The 18,553-nt window shown below is 48.6% G+C and carries 20 protein-coding genes; all 20 read left to right on the top strand.

Going from position 1 to position 18,553, the window contains the following annotated elements:
- The 20 genes from HDCHBGLK_RS16065 (at position 1) to scpB (ending at position 18,509) form a co-directional block, all read left to right on the top strand.
- Entirely contained in the window at positions 1-492 is a 492-nt protein-coding gene (locus HDCHBGLK_RS16065; protein ID WP_039909660.1) for a Gx transporter family protein, read from the top strand.
- A gap of 8 nt (positions 493-500) precedes the next feature.
- Positions 501-1,112 carry a Holliday junction branch migration protein RuvA gene (gene ruvA, locus HDCHBGLK_RS16060; protein WP_004606735.1) on the top strand — a complete coding sequence of 204 codons (612 nt, stop codon included), beginning with the start codon at positions 501-503 and terminating at the stop codon, positions 1,110-1,112.
- A 15-nt stretch (positions 1,113-1,127) separates the two neighbouring features.
- On the top strand, positions 1,128-2,135 hold the full coding sequence (ruvB, locus tag HDCHBGLK_RS16055; RefSeq protein WP_004606736.1) for a Holliday junction branch migration DNA helicase RuvB: 1,008 nt from the start codon (positions 1,128-1,130) through the stop codon (positions 2,133-2,135).
- 66 nt (positions 2,136-2,201) lie between these two features.
- On the top strand, positions 2,202-2,615 hold the full coding sequence (gene zapA / locus HDCHBGLK_RS16050) for a cell division protein ZapA (RefSeq protein WP_004606737.1): 414 nt from the start codon (positions 2,202-2,204) through the stop codon (positions 2,613-2,615).
- Positions 2,616-2,653: 38 nt separating this feature from the next.
- Entirely contained in the window at positions 2,654-4,819 is a 2,166-nt protein-coding gene (locus HDCHBGLK_RS16045) for a U32 family peptidase (protein ID WP_004606738.1), read from the top strand.
- A gap of 8 nt (positions 4,820-4,827) precedes the next feature.
- Positions 4,828-6,300 carry an FtsW/RodA/SpoVE family cell cycle protein gene (locus HDCHBGLK_RS16040; protein WP_004606739.1) on the top strand — a complete coding sequence of 491 codons (1,473 nt, stop codon included), beginning with the start codon at positions 4,828-4,830 and terminating at the stop codon, positions 6,298-6,300.
- A gap of 37 nt (positions 6,301-6,337) precedes the next feature.
- On the top strand, positions 6,338-7,669 hold the full coding sequence (locus HDCHBGLK_RS16035; protein ID WP_004606740.1) for a peptidoglycan D,D-transpeptidase FtsI family protein: 1,332 nt from the start codon (positions 6,338-6,340) through the stop codon (positions 7,667-7,669).
- 17 nt (positions 7,670-7,686) lie between these two features.
- Entirely contained in the window at positions 7,687-8,010 is a 324-nt protein-coding gene (locus HDCHBGLK_RS16030; protein WP_004606741.1) for a hypothetical protein, read from the top strand.
- Position 8,011: 1 nt separating this feature from the next.
- A complete protein-coding gene (locus tag HDCHBGLK_RS16025; RefSeq protein ID WP_004606742.1) occupies positions 8,012-9,007 on the top strand; it encodes a DUF2953 domain-containing protein in 996 nt (331 codons plus the stop codon).
- Positions 9,008-9,028: 21 nt separating this feature from the next.
- Positions 9,029-9,430, top strand: coding sequence for a GerW family sporulation protein (locus HDCHBGLK_RS16020; RefSeq protein WP_004606743.1), 402 nt, complete (start codon positions 9,029-9,031; stop codon positions 9,428-9,430).
- Between the two features lie 61 nt (positions 9,431-9,491).
- Positions 9,492-9,629, top strand: coding sequence for a hypothetical protein (locus HDCHBGLK_RS19060; protein WP_004606744.1), 138 nt, complete (start codon positions 9,492-9,494; stop codon positions 9,627-9,629).
- Positions 9,630-9,736: 107 nt separating this feature from the next.
- Positions 9,737-9,925 (top strand): 50S ribosomal protein L28, encoded by a 189-nt coding sequence (gene rpmB, locus HDCHBGLK_RS16015; RefSeq protein WP_009248444.1) that lies wholly within the window; start codon positions 9,737-9,739, stop codon positions 9,923-9,925.
- A 158-nt stretch (positions 9,926-10,083) separates the two neighbouring features.
- Entirely contained in the window at positions 10,084-10,443 is a 360-nt protein-coding gene (locus HDCHBGLK_RS16010; RefSeq protein WP_004606745.1) for an Asp23/Gls24 family envelope stress response protein, read from the top strand.
- Positions 10,444-10,462: 19 nt separating this feature from the next.
- The gene (locus HDCHBGLK_RS16005; RefSeq protein WP_004606746.1) at positions 10,463-12,145 is read left to right on the top strand and encodes a DAK2 domain-containing protein; all 1,683 of its coding nucleotides are present in this window, start codon (positions 10,463-10,465) and stop codon (positions 12,143-12,145) included.
- A gap of 106 nt (positions 12,146-12,251) precedes the next feature.
- Positions 12,252-14,282: an ATP-dependent DNA helicase RecG gene (recG, locus tag HDCHBGLK_RS16000; protein WP_004606747.1), complete on the top strand. Its 2,031-nt coding sequence runs from the start codon at positions 12,252-12,254 to the stop codon at positions 14,280-14,282.
- A gap of 70 nt (positions 14,283-14,352) precedes the next feature.
- Entirely contained in the window at positions 14,353-14,559 is a 207-nt protein-coding gene (locus tag HDCHBGLK_RS15995; RefSeq protein ID WP_009248447.1) for an alpha/beta-type small acid-soluble spore protein, read from the top strand.
- Between the two features lie 226 nt (positions 14,560-14,785).
- Complete coding sequence (locus HDCHBGLK_RS15990) at positions 14,786-16,093, top strand: D-alanyl-D-alanine carboxypeptidase family protein (RefSeq protein WP_004606749.1); 1,308 nt, start codon at positions 14,786-14,788, stop codon at positions 16,091-16,093.
- A 97-nt stretch (positions 16,094-16,190) separates the two neighbouring features.
- A complete protein-coding gene (locus tag HDCHBGLK_RS15985) occupies positions 16,191-17,090 on the top strand; it encodes a metallophosphoesterase (RefSeq protein WP_004606750.1) in 900 nt (299 codons plus the stop codon).
- 74 nt (positions 17,091-17,164) lie between these two features.
- Entirely contained in the window at positions 17,165-17,914 is a 750-nt protein-coding gene (locus tag HDCHBGLK_RS15980) for a segregation and condensation protein A (RefSeq protein WP_004606751.1), read from the top strand.
- 16 nt (positions 17,915-17,930) lie between these two features.
- Entirely contained in the window at positions 17,931-18,509 is a 579-nt protein-coding gene (gene scpB, locus HDCHBGLK_RS15975; RefSeq protein WP_009248450.1) for an SMC-Scp complex subunit ScpB, read from the top strand.
- Positions 18,510-18,553 lie beyond the last annotated feature (44 nt).

Here is an 18,553-nt window from a genome sequence, read left to right as displayed (position 1 = left end):
GTGAGAAGCAAAGTGGCATATTTCGGCGTGTTTACGGCGCTGGCGCTGATCTTCAGTTATGTGGAGACTTTGATCCCTTTTAACTTTGGGATACCCGGCGTGAAGCTGGGGCTGGCAAATCTGATCATCGTGATTGCCCTTTACAAGATGAGCTTAAGGGAGGCTTATCTGCTGTCGGTAGTCAGGGTCTTGCTTGCGGGATTTATATTTGGCAATTATTTCAGCATCATCTACAGTCTAGCTGGAGGGATCCTGAGCCTGACGATTATGGCCTTCATGAAGAAGAAAGGCGGATTCAGCATTATGGGAGTCAGCATAGCGGGCGGAGTCTTCCATAATATCGGGCAGCTGGCGGTGGCCATGCTGGTGGTGGAGACGTTCAGCGTCATCTATTATGTCCCGGTGCTTTTGATCGCGGGGATGCTTACCGGGCTCCTCATTGGGATCGTGTCGAACGAGATGCTGAAAAGGCTTGTGAATATACAATTATAGGAGGAGTTATGATATCTTATCTTAAGGGGACGCTGGAAGCGCTGGAAGAGGATAAAGTAGTGATCGATGTAGGGGGAATCGGCTATGGGGTGTTCATGTCAGGACAGGCTATGGGCCTTCTTCCATCAATTGGCAAGGAGGTAAAGATCCATACCTATCTGAATATAAAGGAAGATGCCATGCAGCTGTATGGATTTCTGACGAAGGATGACCTGGAAGTCTTCAAACTGCTGATCGGAGTCAACGGGATCGGCCCCAAGGGAGGCCTGGGCGTGCTGTCGGCACTGAGCCCGGACGAACTAAGATTCGCGGTTATGTCCAACGACGTCAAGGCAATCTGCCAGGCACCAGGCATAGGGAAGAAGACGGCAGAAAAATTGATATTGGAACTCAGAGACAAACTGCGCCTTGAGGATGCATTGGAGCATCTGGCTTCCGAAAATGAGGTGCAAGGCGCGGCTGCTTACCAGGGAGAAGTACAAAGCAATGCCGTCCAGGCTCTGGCAGCGCTGGGATACGGAAGCACGGAGGCCCTTAAGGCTGTAAGGCAGGTGGACATAACAGAGAATATGGAAGTAGAAGAAGTGTTAAAGCAGGCGTTGAAGCTGATGATGTTTTAATGCGGGGTGAGATAGATGAGCAGACGAATTATTACAACAGAAAACCTGGAAGAGGACATCAAGATCGAGAACCATCTGCGGCCGCAGATGCTGGAAGATTATATCGGCCAGGAGAAGGCAAAGGAGACGCTTAAGATCTATATTGAAGCGGCCAAGGCAAGAGGCGAGGCGCTGGACCATGTACTGTTCTACGGGCCGCCTGGCCTGGGAAAGACGACGCTGGCCGGTATTATTGCAAATGAGATGAACGTGAATATCAAGATTACTTCAGGCCCTGCAATCGAGAAGCCGGGAGAGATGGCGGCGATTCTCAATAACCTGCAGGAGGGAGACGTCCTGTTCGTGGACGAGATCCACCGCTTAAACCGTCAAGTGGAAGAAGTGCTGTATCCGGCGATGGAGGACTATGCCATCGATATCATGATCGGCAAAGGGGCCAGCGCGCGCTCCATACGGCTGGATCTGCCTAAGTTTACCCTGGTGGGCGCAACGACCAGGGCAGGGATGCTGACGGCGCCTCTTCGGGACCGCTTCGGCGTCGTCAACCGGATGGAGTTCTACACGGTAGGGGAATTAAAGACCATCATCCTGCGCTCAGCCAGAGTGCTGGAGGTTGGAATAGATGAGCGGGGCGCTTATGCGCTGGCAAGAAGGTCCAGAGGCACGCCAAGGCTTGCCAACCGTCTTCTTAAGAGGGTGCGGGACTTTGCCCAGGTAAAATATGACGGATATATCACAGAAGAGGTGGCGAATTATGCCCTGGATCTCCTGGATGTGGATAAGGAGGGGCTGGATCAGACGGACAGGGGCCTGCTTCTGATCATGATCGAAAAGTTTCAGGGAGGCCCGGTTGGACTTGATACGCTGGCTGCGGCAATCGGCGAGGATGCGGGGACGATCGAGGATGTGTATGAGCCCTATCTTTTGAAGAACGGATTCATCCAGCGGACGCCGAGAGGCCGCGTGGTGACAGACAGCGCGTACCGTCATCTTGGAATTTCACATGAAAATGAAGAAAAGTAGTTGGTTTTTACATCAGTTTAGTTTATAATAGTTTACAGATATTATGAAATTTCGAGGAGGCTTCTAATGGCATCATCAAAAAACTATACAGAAGTATTAATAGGGGGAAAGGTGTTCACCCTCAGCGGCTTCGAAAGCGAAGACTACCTGCAGAAGGTATCCACTTATCTGAATCATAAGATTGAAGAGTGCAGCAACAGCGAAGGATACAGGAAGCAGAGCGCGGAGACAAGAAGCATCTTGCTTGCGCTGAATATCGCCGATGATTATTTCAAGGCAAAGAAGCAGGGCGGCACTTTGGAAAGCGATATAGAAGCGAAGGATAAAGAGATGTATGATCTGAAGCATGAATTGATATCTGTTCAGATCAAGCTGGAGAATGCAGAAAAGGCGATGGACAAGCTGAAGGAAGAGAACAAGGATCTTCAGATGAAGATTGTCCAGCTGGAAACAGAGATAAAGAATAATCGTAAGAAATAGGCTGTCTGTGGACAGCCTTTTTTAAAGGAAAGAATGATATGAACAGACACGTTGAAATATTGGCGCCAGCCGGCTCATATGAAAGCCTCAGGGCCGCGGTGTGCGCCGGAGCCGATGCAGTCTATATCGGCGGCATGCAGTTTGGGGCGAGGGCCTATGCCAAGAATCTGACACAGGAAGAACTGGAAGAAGCCATTGACTATGTGCACATCCATGGAAGGAAAGTCTATCTGACGGTCAATACCCTGTTAAAGGACAAGGAGATCGATCAGCTCTATGAATACCTGAAGCCCTACTATGAAAGAGGACTAGACGGCGTTATCGTCCAGGATGTAGGAGCGGCATCCTATATCCGGGAGCACTTTCCCGGCCTTGCGCTCCACGCAAGCACCCAGATGACCATAACCGGCAGAAGAGGAGCATCTTTTATGAAGAGCCGGGGCATCACACGCGTGGTTCCCGCCAGGGAACTGTCTCTGGAAGAAATCCGGATCATGAAAGAGGAGACAGGGCTTGAGGTAGAATGCTTCGTACACGGGGCGCTTTGCTACTGCTATTCAGGCCAGTGCCTTTTAAGCAGCATGACTGGAGGCAGAAGCGGCAACCGTGGCCAGTGCGCCCAGCCATGCAGGCTTCCCTACAGTGTGGAGGGAGGCAGGCCTTGCGATCTTATGAGCCTGAAGGATCTATGTACCATTGATCTGCTTCCGGAACTGATGGAGGCGGGAATCGATTCCTTTAAGATAGAAGGGCGGATGAAGCAGCCGGATTATGTGTATACGGTAACAAGATTATACCGGAAATATGCAGACCTGTACTGCCAGAAAGGAAGAGCAGGATACCAGGTATCAAGAGAGGATAGGGAAAAACTGCTTGGCGCGTACCAGAGAAGGGGATACAGCGAAGGATACTATCGCCAGCACAATGGAAAGGAAATGATATCTTTCAGACGCCCGCCGGGTCGGGAAGAAGAGACAGCAGCATATCCAGATTATAAAATACAAGAAAAAATTAATGGGAAATTAATACTTTCTTTGGGTCAGAGTGCTAGACTATTACTGGAATATGGGACATACCGCATAGAATGCGAAGGCCCTAAGCCAGAGCCTGCCATGCGTCAGCCGCTTCAAGCGTCCAGGGTGGAGCAGCAGATGAGAAAGACCGGGAATACGCAGTTTGCGTTTGAGCGGATGGAAGTGTGCATGGAGGGGGATCTGTTCCTGCCTATGCAGGCACTCAACGAGCTGCGAAGAGACGGGCTTGCGGCCTTGACAGACCGCGTGCTGTCGGATTACCGTAGAAAGGCAGAGAGGACGCAAGAAGCAAAGGAAGAGGCAGCGTCGTCTAGAGAAAAAAGGATGGCTTGCGGGGACGCCAGGCCAGGAAAGGCATCAAAAGACCCGCAGCTTGCTCTTTTAGTCCGCTCCCTGAGCCAGCTGAAGGCGGCAGTGGAATGCAAGGAAGCAGAATGTATTTATATAGATCTGCCGCCGCAGGAGATAAAAGAGGCAGCCAGAATGATCCAGTCCGTTCAATCCGGGAAAAAGCATTATCTTGCCATGCCTTATATATTTCGGGAAGATGCGGCTCTTAGGCTTGAAAAGGCTTACGGGATGATCCGGTTATCCTTTGACGGCATACTGGTACGGAACTGGGAGAGTCTCCAATGGCTTTTGGAGCATGCATATAATAAGGAGATACGTGGAGATTATAATCTTTATGCCTGCAATCGCTTTTCCAAGCGGTTCATGCAGGAGGGCGGGATCAAACGGTTCACTGCGCCGGTAGAGTTAAACGCCAGAGAACTGAAAGAACTGGATATTCGGGGACAGTCGTTGATCGCCTATGGTTATCAGCCTGTCATGGTTACAGCTGGCTGCATTGGAAAGACCATGGATAGATGCGATGCAAAAGAAGGCTGGCTGCATATCCGGGATCGATATAAAAAGAAGTTTGCGGTTAAAAAATGCTGCGCATACTGTTATAATATAATTTATAATTCCTCGCCGCTTTATCTGGCGGATAAGGCGCAAGAACTCCTGAGCCTTGAGCCGGCGGAAATCCGTCTTGATTTTTCTACGGAAGGCACGGAGCAGATGCGCAGGATCATTCTGGACTATGTCAGGGGAATCATCTGGCGGGAAGAGGTGCAGGCGCCGGATATGGAGTATACCCGGGGACATTTCAAAAGGGGAGTAAAGTAGGTGAAGAAGTGGTTAATATAATTGTTGAACTATCCAAATATCTGATCATCATATTAATGACGATGTATACGTACCTTTGCTTCAGCATCTTTGGCTACTATGATCCGGATAAGAAGAAGCGGATGCTTAGGAGGCAGAATGTACTGATGTTCACGATACATATCATCGCATTTCTGGTGATGTATCTGGAGAAGCAGGATGTCAAGCTGCTTGCCTTCTATTTGATGCAAGTGGTACTTTTTGGTACTACTATCTTGCTATATACGTTTATTTATCCAAAGGTATCCAGGCTGGTCGTAAATAATATGTGCATGCTTCTTTGCATTGGCATGATCATGCTGACCAGGCTGAACTATGAAAAGGCGGTCAAGCAGTATGTCATCGCGGCGGGAGCCATCGCGGCGAGCTTCGTGATTCCGGTTATCATCCGCAAGTTTAAGAAACTGTCGGAATGGAGGAACTTGTATGCCATTGCAGGCATCGTATCCCTTGCGATCGTGGCCGTGGTAGGCCAGGTGTCCTATGGCGCGAAACTAGGTTTTACGGTAGGCGGCATCAGCATCCAGCCTTCAGAATTGGTGAAGATCATCTTCGTATTTTTTGTGGCGGCAAGTTTCAAGCGGTCGCTGGAATTCCGGGATATTGTGATCACGACGGCTTTGGCGGCATTCCATGTGCTGATTCTGGTAGCATCCAAGGACCTTGGGGCAGCGCTGATCATCTTTGTCGTATATCTGGCAATGCTCTATGTGGCTACCCGCCAGCCGCTGTATCTGGCGGCCGGGCTTGGCGCGGGAAGCGTGGCGTCAGTGGCGGCCTATTATCTTTTTGGACATGTACGGACGCGTGTCATCGTGTGGAAAGATCCCTTTGCGTCCTATGACAATGGCGGATATCAGGTTGCCCAATCCTTATTTGCTATCGGCACAGGCGGCTGGTTTGGAATGGGACTCTTTCAGGGCGAGCCGGATACCATCCCCGTAGCGGATGAAGACTTTATTTTCTCAGCCATATCGGAAGAACTGGGATTGATATTCGCGCTGTGCATGATACTGGTCTGCGTCAGCTGCTATGTCATGTTCCTGAATATTGCCATGCAGCTTCACAACATGTTTTATAAAATGGTGGCGTTGGGACTTGGAACCTGCTACATATTCCAGGTATTCCTTACCATAGGCGGCGTGACCAAGTTCATCCCTTCTACGGGAGTAACACTTCCGCTGGTCAGCTACGGAGGAAGTTCCCTGCTTAGTACGCTGATCATGTTTGCGATTATTCAAGGACTGTATATATTAAGGGAAGACGAGGAAGAAGATATTGAAAGAAAGAAAAAGGAAAGGCTACGAGCAAAGAGAAGCGGACAAGAGAATAAAAAGAGACCAAGAAAGACGGGAGATGTCCCGGAAAGAGCGCAAAGAAGCCAACCGAAAGGACAAGCAAAAGGCCAAGGCAAAGCGCGCAAGGAACAAAGAATTCGCTAGGGTAACCTACATCTTCGTCGCCTTATTCCTGGTACTTATGGGCTATATCACCTATTTCCAGGTGGCAAGAAGCCGGGATATCATCCGAAGCCCTTATAATGCAAGACAGGATTCTTATGCTGACCGGGTAGTAAGGGGGAAGATCCTAGATAAGGAAGGCAACGTGCTGGCTCAGACGAACGTATCAGAAGACGGCACGGAGACGAGGGAGTATCCTTACGGAAACATGTTTGCCCATGTAGTAGGATACAGCGTGCAGGGCAAATCAGGCCTGGAATCTGTGGAGAACTTTGAACTTCTGACTTCCAATGCGTTTTTCCTGGAAAAGATAAAGAATGAATTCCAGGATAAGAAGAATATGGGCGATAGCGTGGTGACCACTTTGAATCTGGAACTTCAGGAGGCTGCCTATGATGCCCTCGGCAATTACAAGGGAGCCGTGGTGGTGATGGAGCCGAGCACAGGAAAGATCCTGGCCATGGTCTCCAAGCCGGACTTTGATCCCAATACCGTAGCTGAGAATTGGGATTTCCTGAATACTGATCAGGACAGCGTGCTTTTGAATCGTGCTACACAGGGCCAGTATGCGCCGGGATCTACATTCAAAGTGGTTACGGCCCTTGAGTATATGAGAGAGAATCCGGATTATGAAAATTATGGCTACAACTGTACCGGGGCCATCGAGAAGGATGGGGTGACCATCCGCTGCTACAACGGACATGTACACGGCCAGGTAGGCTTCCAGGACAGTCTGGCCTACTCCTGCAATACCTCTTTTTCCAACATCGGTCTGTCATTGGACATTAAGAATTTTAGAGAGACATCCAAAGAACTGCTGTTTAATTCCAAACTTCCTTCCGTGCTGCCTTACAGTAAGAGTTCCTTCTCGCTGGAGCCGGGGGCTGGAAGCGCTGATAAGATGATGACCGCCATGGGGCAGGGAAAAACCCAGGTCAGCCCGTACCATATGGCTCTCATCACTTCTGCTATCGCCAACGGAGGAACCCTGATGAAGCCGTATCTGGTAGATTCCGTCACCAATTATACCGGTGCGGTCATCGACAAGAATAAGCCGGAAAAGTATAAAAGCCTGATGACTTCTGAGGACGCGGCCAAGCTTAAGCAGTACATGTCAGCCGTAGTGGACTATGGGACCGCATCCGTCTTGAGCGGGCAGAGTTATACGGCCGCCGGAAAGACGGGAACCGCAGAATACAGTTCGGATAAGGAAAAGGATCACTCCTGGTTTATCGGAATGACCAACGTGGACAACCCGGAACTAGTCATCAGCGTGATCATTGAGTCATCCGACGGGACCGCCAAAGCAGTCGATGTGGCGAAACAGGTATTTGATGCCTATTACTATTAGAAAAGAGGGAAATGCGAATGAGGTACTATAAGCATCTCTACCTGATGGAAGGGCTGGAGAAGAAGAAAGACCGAATCATCCGGAAACTGGAAGAAAATAAGTTCCAGGTAAATATCCATATCATTACGCTGTCCCAGAACGAGAAGAACCATTTGGAGATCTATAATTCCGTGCTGCTTTTGCAGCCGGATTATCCCCATGAGGACTTCTTTGTGGTGGGGATCGCAAAAGGATATGAAGATGCGGTAGAATTGGTAGAACAAATTGTCCAGGAAGTGTATAATGAGACAAAAGGAGCTGACATCCGCTCTTATATATTAAAAAAAGAACAGGAAGAGTAAGATGCTACATATTCTATTGCTAATCTTGAAAATCATAGGGATCATAATAGCAGCAATACTGGGGATACTGGTATTGTTAGTTTGCGTTATTCTTTTTGTGCCAATCCGGTACGAGGCAGGGGCGGAGTTTGACGGCACGCTTAAGGGAGTAAAGGCCAGGGTGAAAGTGACATGGCTTGCGCGCCTTTTTAAGGCAATAGCCGGGTATGAAGGCCAGGAACTGTCATGGAGCGTCCGGACAGCGTGGAAGACGATGAAGAGCGGACAGGATGATAAGAAGACAGTAGAAAAAGAGGTGGGAGGATATGAAGAAGAACTGGAAAAAGAGTGGGAAGCGCTGGAAGAAGAGGTGGAAGAGCCTCCGAAGGAGCGTAAAGGCCATCCGAAGGAAGATGAGGAAGAACCCGGATTACCTGAAAGAACTGAAACGCAGTTTCAAAAAACTGAAGAAGATATGGAAAAGGCAGAAGCCGTCGCTGTCCCGGAAGATAGGGAACGCGACAGCAAAGATACGAAAGGCAAAAAGGGCATAGGACGGAAGGCAAAAGGCCTGTGGGAAAAGGCAAAGGCTCTGTATCGGAAGATAAAATGTACATTCCTTGCGTTCTGTGATAGAATAAAATTATTGCTGGAGAAAAAGGAAAGACTGGCAGAGTTTATTACTGACGAAGTCCACAAGAAGGCATTCTTTAAGGCTAAGGACGAGGCATTCAAGCTGCTTCGCCGCCTGAAGCCTAAGAAGCTTGCGGCAGATCTCCATTATGGATTTGAGGATCCCTGCACGACCGGGCAGGTACTGGCGGGGCTTAGCATGCTGTATCCATTCTGGGGCGAGCATGTAAGCATTATCCCGGATTTTGAGCACAAGGTCCTGGAGGGCAGCCTGTACATCAAGGGCAGGATCCGCATCATCCATTTTGTCAGGCTTATGTGGAACCTGGCATGGTGCAAAGAAGTGCGTATGACATACCGTCATGTGAAAGAATTTGAATTATAAGCGGGTAGGAGGAGCAAAAATATGGCAGAGAATAACAATTTTAAAGGAACGGTGGAAGCCCTGTTTCATGGGATGGACGGAGTTGTCTCATCCAAGACGGTGGTAGGAGATGCAATCCATATAGGAGATACGATCATTCTCCCTCTGGTGGACGTCTCATTCGCAGTAGGGGCTGGCGCGTTTAACGGAGACAAAAAGGAAAAAGGAGCCGGAGGTATCGGAGGCAAGATGACGCCAAGCGCCGTGCTTGTAATTCAGAATGGGCATACCAGGCTTGTGAACATCAAGAATCAGGATACGATGACCAAGATCCTTGATATGATACCGGATGTGGTAGAAAAGTTCAGTTCTTCAAAGGAAGGCAAGATGACGGAAGATGACGTAAAAAATATCCTTGATGAGGCTGATTCTTCCAAAGAATAGTCATGTATTTCCCCCTATGCACATATAATATTACAAAACAAGGGCAGGGGTGGCAATAATTATGAAGCGGGTAGTCGGATTTGCCCTGTTCTGGGTGGCGGTTGGCATCATTCTGGCGATGATACTGCCAAACATGTTCGTGGAAGTGCTGTGCATCGCTTTATGCATACTGGCTGGATATAACTTGTTTTGCTGCTAGTATAAGAAAATGAGAAATAGTACTTGCAATTTGATTGCTCTTCTGGTAAAATAACTATTGTTGCGAGTTCGGAAAAGAACTTATTATGAGCGTTAGGAGGTGCAGTCATGGCTAAATGTGCTATTTGCGAAAAGGGTGCTCACTTTGGAAACAACGTAAGCCACTCTCATAGAAAATCACCAAAGATGTGGAAATCAAATGTAAAATCAGTTCGCGTGAAAACAGAGGGCGGAGCCACAAAGAAGATGTATGTTTGTACTTCTTGTTTAAAATCAGGCAGAGTTGAGCGTGCGTAAGGAAAATTAAAACTCAGATTTCGCTATGGAATCTGGGTTTTTTGTTGTCCTCACAAGGGCTTTTTTGTTGTAATATAGAGGAAAACAGAGTATAATACTCTTATTATTATGTATTAATATTGTGGAAATAAGGATACAAGAATTGGAGGTTTTTAGATATGAAGGGATGTATGAGTACAGATCTTGGCATTATTACGATTGATCCTGAAGTGATTGCAAAATATGCAGGAACCGTAGCCGTTGAATGCTTTGGCATCGTAGGCATGGCTGCAGTGAATATGAAGGATGGATTTGTCCATCTGTTAAAGAGAGAAAGCCTGACAAGAGGAATCCAGGTAGGAATATCCGACGATAATCATATTAGTATTAACTTCCATATTATTGTTGCATATGGCGTAAGCATCTCGGCAGTTACTGAGAATCTGATTAGTAACGTAAAATATAAGGTAGAAGAATTTTCCGGTATGCCGGTAGATAAGATCAATATCTACATTGAAGGCGTCAGAGTCATCGATTAGTTAAGGAGGAGCATTAAAAGTGGCTACAAAAACTATAAATGTGGATATGCTTGCTAAGATGTTTCTGGCAGGCGCGCAGAATATCGAAGCACAGAAGGAATTTATCAATGAATTAAATGTATTCCCCGTACCAGACGGGGATACGGGAACCAATATGTCTCTGACGATCATATCAGCGGCGAAGGAAGTGATGGCGCTTGAGAAGCCGGACATGAAGGATTTGGCGAAGGCCATATCATCAGGCTCCCTGCGCGGGGCACGAGGGAATTCGGGCGTAATCCTATCCCAGCTGCTCAGAGGATTCACCAAGTCGATCCGTGAAGAGAAAGAGATAGACGTGCTGTCATTAGCAGCTGCCTGCGCCAGGGCAAGAGATACGGCTTATAAGGCAGTCATGAAGCCAAAGGAGGGAACCATCCTTACCGTTGCCAGCGGAATTGCTGAAAAAGCGGCGGAGATGGCAGGGGAGACGGAAGACTTGGAAGAGTTCATCCCTGCAGTCATCGAGCATGCTAAGGCGGTGCTTGAGAAGACTCCGGATATGCTTCCGGTACTGAAGGAAGCGGGGGTAGTGGATTCCGGCGGCCAGGGACTTCTTGAAGTAATTAAAGGCGCATACGATGCCTTCCAGGGCAAGGAGATTGACTACAGCGCCATTGCGCCAAAGAATGCGTCAGCATCTGCGGGAGCAGTGAAGATCAATTCACAGGAGCCGGTAGATATCAAGTTTGGCTACTGTACAGAATTCATTATTCTGACAGAGAAGGAATTTACGGAAGACAATGAGCAGGAGTTCAAGGCATACTTAAGCTCCATCGGTGATTCCATCGTCTGCGTAGCGGATGATGACGTGGTAAAGGTGCATGTGCACACCAATGATCCGGGGCTTGCGATCCAGAAGGCCCTGACATTCGGCCAGCTGTCCCGCATGAAGATAGACAATATGCGGGAAGAGCATCAGGAAAAATTGATTAAGGACGCAGAAAAACTGGCAGCGCAGGACGCGGCAAAGGAAACGCCGAAGAAGCCTGATGAGCCGAGAAAAGCGATGGGATTCATCACGGTCTCCATCGGAGAAGGGTTGAATGAGATATTCAAGGAATTAGGCGCAGACTATATTATCGAGGGCGGGCAGACTATGAATCCGAGTACCGAGGATATGCTCAATGCCATTGATCAGGTGAATGCCGACAGTATTTTCATCCTGCCTAACAACAAGAATATCGTACTTGCTGCGAATCAGGCAAAGGCGCTCGTGAAGGACAAGGAGATTATCGTCATTCCAACCAAGACGGTTCCTCAGGGAATTACTGCGATTATTAATTTTGTTCCGGATGCGGATGCAAAGACGAATGAAGAGACGATGCTGGAAGAGATCAAGAATGTCAAATCCGGGCAGGTGACTTATGCTGTCAGGGATACGAAGATTGACGACAAGGAGATCCATGAGGGAGATATCATGGGCATCGGCGACAGCGGCATTCTGGCAGTGGGCAAGGGAATCGAAGAGACGACGAAGGAGATGCTGTCCCAGCTGGTAGACGAGGATTCAGAACTCATCAGCCTTTACTACGGAGAAGAAGTAAGGGAAGAGGACGCGCAGAGATTTACCGAAGAAGTGGAGAGCCTGTATCCTGACGTAGACGTGGATGCCCATTTTGGAGGCCAGCCGATCTACTATTATGTGCTGGCGGTTGAATAAACGAATTATTTTCAGGCAGAATATAAGATAGGGCCAGACCTCTTAAGGCCATAGGGTATTGTCCCTTTGGAGCGGGGGGCTGGCTTCTTTTTATGATGGAGCGGATATGATAGAAAACACAAGCATAAAAGAATTAAAAGGAATAGGCGAAAAGACCCAGAAACTATTTGAAAAGGTAGGAGTCTCTACGGTGGGAGACTTAATCAGGTATTATCCCAGAGGCTATGATGTCTATGAAGATCCTGTACCGATCAGCGAAGTGGAGGAAGGAAAGGTCCAGACGGTGGCCGGGGCTATCTTCGGAAGAGTCCAGGTATCGGGAAACCGTAATATGCAGGTGACGACCATCCATGTCAAAGATCTGACCGGTACCATCAAGGCAGTCTGGTTTCGGATGCCTTTTCTGCGGAACACGCTCGCGGGGGGCGGAAAGATCATACTTAGAGGCAGGGTTACAAGCCGCAAGGGCGGCCTTGCGATGGAGCACCCGGAAATCTTCTATCCGGCCGGGAAGTATGAGGAGAAGATTCACACGCTGCAGCCGGTCTATGGGCTGACTGCAGGCCTGTCCAACAATGTGGTGGCCAAGGCTATGCATCAGGCGCTGTCCCAGCTGGACCTGACCCGTGAAACGCTTCCGGACGAGCTTCGTCTCAAGTATGGGCTTGCTGAATATAACTATGCCATCCGGGGCATTCATTTCCCGGAGGACAAGGAAGTGTTCTATCATGCCAGGGAGCGGCTTGTATTCGAGGAATTCTTAGAGTTCATCCTGTCTATCCGAAAGATGAAGGATAAAAATGAAAGGATAGAGAATGAATACATTGTCCAAAGGAAGCCGGAAGTGGATGAATTGATTGGAAGGCTGCCATATGAGCTTACGAAAGCCCAGAAGAAAGTATGGGATGAGATTGCCCATGACATGGCATCAGATACCGCCATGTCAAGGCTGGTACAAGGAGATGTAGGATCCGGGAAGACGATCGTGGCGGTACTGGCTCTTATCAGCGTTGCGCTAAATGGATATCAGGGAGCCATGATGGCGCCGACGGAAGTCCTGGCACGGCAGCACTATGATTCGATTACCCGGCTGCTGGAAGAATACGGGATAAAGATTAAAGTAGAACTTCTCACCGGATCCATGACGGCAAAAGAAAAGAGACGAGCCTATGATCGGATCGAATGCGGATATGCCAGGATCATCATAGGAACCCACGCGCTGATCCAGGATCGGGTCTATTATGATTGCCTGGCGCTGGTAGTCACGGATGAGCAGCATCGGTTCGGAGTCAAGCAAAGGGAGGCGTTTGCAAGGAAAGGCGGAATGCCCCATGTGCTGGTCATGAGCGCGACGCCAATCCCCAGAACGCTGGCGATCATCCTATATGGCGACTTGGACATCTCCGTGATTGACGAACTTCCGGCAAACCGTCTGCCGATCAAGAACTGCGTGGTGGAAACCGGTTACCGGAAGACGGCCTATGCGTTTATGAAAAAGCAGGTAGGAGAAGGCAGGCAATGCTATGTGATCTGTCCGATGGTGGAAGAAAGCGAGCAGCTGGAAGTGGAGAATGTATTGGACTATGCGGCCATGCTGCAGGAAGAGATGGGAAAAGGCATCGTAGTTTCCTGTCTCCATGGGAGGATGCGGCAGGCCGAGAAGGATGATATCATGGAGCGGTTCGGACGCTGCGAGATACAGATACTGGTATCTACCACGGTGATCGAGGTAGGAATCGATGTGCCCAATGCCACGGTCATGATGATCGAGAATGCCGAGCGGTTCGGACTGGCCCAGCTTCATCAGCTAAGAGGCCGGGTGGGAAGAGGAAAGCATCAGTCCTACTGTATCTTCATGAGCGGCTCCAAGGCAAAAGAAACCAGAGAACGGCTGAATATCCTGAATGAATCCAACGACGGTTTCAAGATTGCCAGCGAAGACTTGAGGCTGCGCGGCCCGGGAGATCTCTTTGGAATCCGCCAAAGCGGCATGATGGACTTTAAGCTGGGCGACGTATTCCAGGATGCGAAGGTGCTCCAAATGGCAAATGAGGCCGCGGATCTGCTTTTAAATGATGAAAACGGCTGGTTGAAAAATCTTCCAAAACATGAAGGAACTTCTAGTGTAATAATCTGATTCCTCCATATACTATGGTTGTAACAACAAAGCAAAAAGTTACAAAGTTACAAGAAGGAGGAGTATGACAATGGCAAGTCGTTCATCAAACAGAGCAGCCGTACCTGAAGCAAAGGGTGCATTGGACAAATTCAAATATGAGGTTGCAAACGAATTAGGAGTACCGTTAACAGACGGATACAACGGAGACCTGACATCTAGACAGAATGGTTCTGTCGGCGGATATATGGTTAAGAAAATGATCGAACAGCAAGAGAAACAGATGGCTGGCAAATAAGCAGGATCATATTTTAGCAACAACTGATTAGAAAAAGCACCAGGCAGGATGAAATAAGACCTGTCGGGTGCTTTTTTCTATATGCAGACTTCAATATCTGGATGGAAGCCAGGTTGGCGAACCCTTTTTGCCGATTTATGGAATTACTTCTTCGACTATTGGCATATTTTTGGAGGCTGCCCATTACAATGGTAATAATAGATTGATACCTACGAGGAGTTGTCGCATGAAACAGATTCTGGCAGCAATTTTAAGCGCCTTGCTCTGTGTACAGCCCGTATTTGCAATGCCGGTCAAGGAACCAGTCCTGTATACGGATGCACAGGGGGAAGCAGAAGATAACGATGAAACGCAAAAGAACTCCAATACGCAGGAACCCGCCGAAGGGCAGGAGGCCGCCGATACCAAAGACTCTGCCGGGGGGCAGGCCGCCGGCAGCACAGGGAATGAGGCTGGCCCCCAGGTCGGCGCTCCATCCGCAATCCTGATGGAAGCGTCCACCGGTCAGATCATATATGAAAAGGATGCAGATGAGCAGAGACCTCCGGCCAGCGTGACCAAGATCATGACGCTGCTTCTGATCTTTGACGCTCTGGATTCCGGAAAGATCAGCCTGAAAGATGAAGTCTCCACATCCGAATATGCCGCCTCCATGGGAGGCTCCCAGGTGTTCCTGGAACCGGGTGAGACGCAGACGGTAGATACGATGATCAAATGCATCGCCGTTGCCAGCGCAAATGATGCCTGCGTGGCAATGGCCGAGTACATCTGCGGCAATGAAGAAGAATTTGTAAAGCAGATGAATCAGAGGGCGAAAGGCCTGGGAATGGAAAATACGCATTTCGTAAACTGCAATGGGCTGGATACGGATGGACATCTGACCACTGCCCGCGACATAGCGCTGATGTCAAGAGAATTGATCACTACATATCCGCAGATTCACGACTACTCTATGATATGGATGGAGAATATCACGCATACGACGAAAAAAGGAACCACAGAGTTCGGCCTGACTAACACGAACAAGCTGGTAAGGCAGTATGAATATGCTACCGGCCTGAAAACAGGTTCCACGGATAAGGCCAAATACTGCGTGTCAGCAACCGCCAAGAAAGACGGGATGGAATTGATCGCAGTAATTATGGCGGCTCCGGATCACAAGCAGCGGTTTACGGACGCTACCACGCTGCTCAATTACGGGTTTGGGAAATGCAATAAGTATGAGGAAGAGAAGGCAAAATCCATTCAGCCTGCAAAAGTATCACGGGGGGTAGCGGAGACGGTAAAGGTACGGCAGAAGACGCCCTTTGCCTATGTAGACATTACTGGAGCGGACCTTAAGACCATTGAGCGTAAAGAGGCCTTGAACAAGAAGATCAAGGCACCCGTGAAGAAAGGCGACAAGGTGGGAAAAGCAAAATATTTCTTAAGTGGAAAAGAGATCGGCAGCATAGACATCGTGGCTGCTGAATCGGTGGATGAGATCAGTTATAAAAGCGCGATGGGCGACACCGTCAAAAAATTCCTGCTGTAGAAGATAGGGGGCTATCCCCCTATCTTTGCTGTCCATATAGAAGATTGCAAATTCCAAAGATTAATTATATAATGATTAAGGCGGACATGCCGTAAGGATGGTGGCCGCTTCGGGAGTTAAAGGAGAAGATAGGTTGAATATTCTAATCATTGCTATTGTAATCATCATCTTGGGAATGATCGTTGAGAATATCCGGGAACTGCATGGATTCAGAACAACGGTATATAAAATTGCATCCCCTAAGTTAATGGGGCTACAGGAAGAGAAGCGGATCGTATTCTTGAGCGATCTGCATAACTACAGTTATGGAGAGGAGAATGGGAGGCTGTTTCAGGCAATTATCAGCGCCCGGCCGGATCTGATCCTGATTGGCGGGGACATGCTGGTAAGAAAGGACGGAAATTCCTATGAAGACACGCTTCGCTTTCTTTGCCGCCTTCCGTCCATCTGCAAGGTATACTATGCCAATGGAAACCATGAGCAGAAGTTAAAAGAAAGGCCAGAAGCATATAGCCAGTCCTATAAGGACTATCAGAGCCGGCTTTGCAGCGCGGGGATCGTATTTCTTGAAAATGAGTCCGTAAGGATTCCATGGGATGGCGCCGGCATCTGCATTACCGGACTTGAGATCGGACTTGACGGCTACAGAAAGTTTGGAAGGCGGCCGATGGAAGAAGAAGAGATCGAGTCCAGGGTAGGGGCGGCGGATTCCTCCTACCAGATACTGCTGGCCCATAATCCTGCCTATGTGGAGGCATACAGGAAATGGGGAGCAGATCTGATACTTTCCGGACATCTCCATGGCGGAATCGTAAGGATTCCGGGAATCGGCGGCGTGATTGCTCCGGACCTCACCTTGTTTCCCAAATATTCGGGAGACATATACAGGGAAGAGGATGCTACGGTTGTCGTAAGCAAGGGCTTAGGCGCCCACTCCGTCCCCATCCGTCTGTTAAATCCGGCGGAAATGGTAGTTCTTGTGCTGAATGAGGATTAAAACTTGTGAAAAGAAGGAAAATCCTGTATAATAATACAATTGTGACGATAAAAGATAGGGTGTGAGGGATATCTATGGGAATTCCGGTAAAACTGCAGGTCTTCGAAGGACCGCTGGACCTGCTTCTACATTTGATAGATAAAAATAAGATCGATATCTATGATATTCCGATTGTGGAGATCACGAGCCAGTATATGGACTACATCAAGGCCATGGACAAGGAAGATTTGAACATCATGAGCGAGTTTCTTGTGATGGCTGCGACACTTCTGGATATTAAATGCAGAATGCTTCTTCCGAAGGAAGTCAATGAGGAGGGAGAAGAAGAGGATCCCAGGCAGGAACTGGTGGAGCAGCTGCTGGAGTACAAGATGTACAAGTATATGTCCTATGAACTGCGGGACAGGCAGGTAGAGGGCGAGCAGGTGATGTATAAGGCGCCTACGATTCCACAGGAAGTGCTGGGCTATGTAGAGCCGGTAGATCTGGATGCCCTGCTGGGGGATCTGACCCTTTCCAAACTGAACCGCATCTTTAAGGATGTGATGAAGAAGCAGGTGGATAAGATCGACCCTGTCCGCAGCAAATTTGGCAAGATTGAAAAGGAAGAAGTCACATTACCGGATAAGCTTGATTATGTCACGGAATATGCGAAAAGCCATGGCAGATTCAGTTTCCGGGAACTGCTGAAGAAGCAGAGTTCCAAAACGCAGATCGTGGTAACGTTCCTTGCCATTTTGCAGTTAATGAAGGAAGGCGTGATCATGATCCGGCAGGAACAGCCATTTGATGATATTATGATTCTGCCGAAACGTGAATCTTAAGTGTGGGAAAGGTAGTATGGAAGAAGTGGAAATCAACAAATTAGAAGGCGTGATAGAGGCGATTCTTTTCACCATGGGCGAGTCGGTGGAACTGAATAAGATTGCGGCCGCTATCGAGCATGACGAAGAGACGACCAGAAAGATCATACATAGAATGATGGACAAGTATGAGGCAGAAGACAGGGGCGTCAGGATTATCGAACTTGAAGATGCGTTTCAGATGTGTACGAAGACGCAGATGTACGAGTATCTGATCCGGGTGGCGAAGCAGCCCAAGAAGTACGTGCTGACAGACGTCCTGCTGGAGACGCTGTCCATTATCGCCTATAAGCAGCCAGTTACGAAACTGGAGATCGAGAAGATCCGGGGCGTGAAATCAGACCATGCCGTTAACAAGCTGGTGGAGTATAACCTGGTGTGCGAGAAAGGCAGGATGGAGGCTCCTGGCAAGCCGATCTTGTTTGGCACGACGGAAGAGTTCCTTCGAAGGTTCAGCATCCAGTCGGTAGAGGATCTGCCAAGCCTGAATCCTGAGCAGATGGAAAGTTTTAAGGAAGAGGCGGAAGAAGAGATCCAGTTAAAATTGGATATCTGATACTTCTTTAAGAATAGTCTTAACCCGGCCTACATATATTGCAA

The sequence above is a fragment of the [Clostridium] scindens ATCC 35704 genome, assembly GCF_004295125.1.
Lineage (GTDB): Bacteria > Bacillota > Clostridia > Lachnospirales > Lachnospiraceae > Clostridium_AP > Clostridium_AP scindens.
This window is presented reverse-complemented; position numbering and strand designations above follow the sequence as displayed.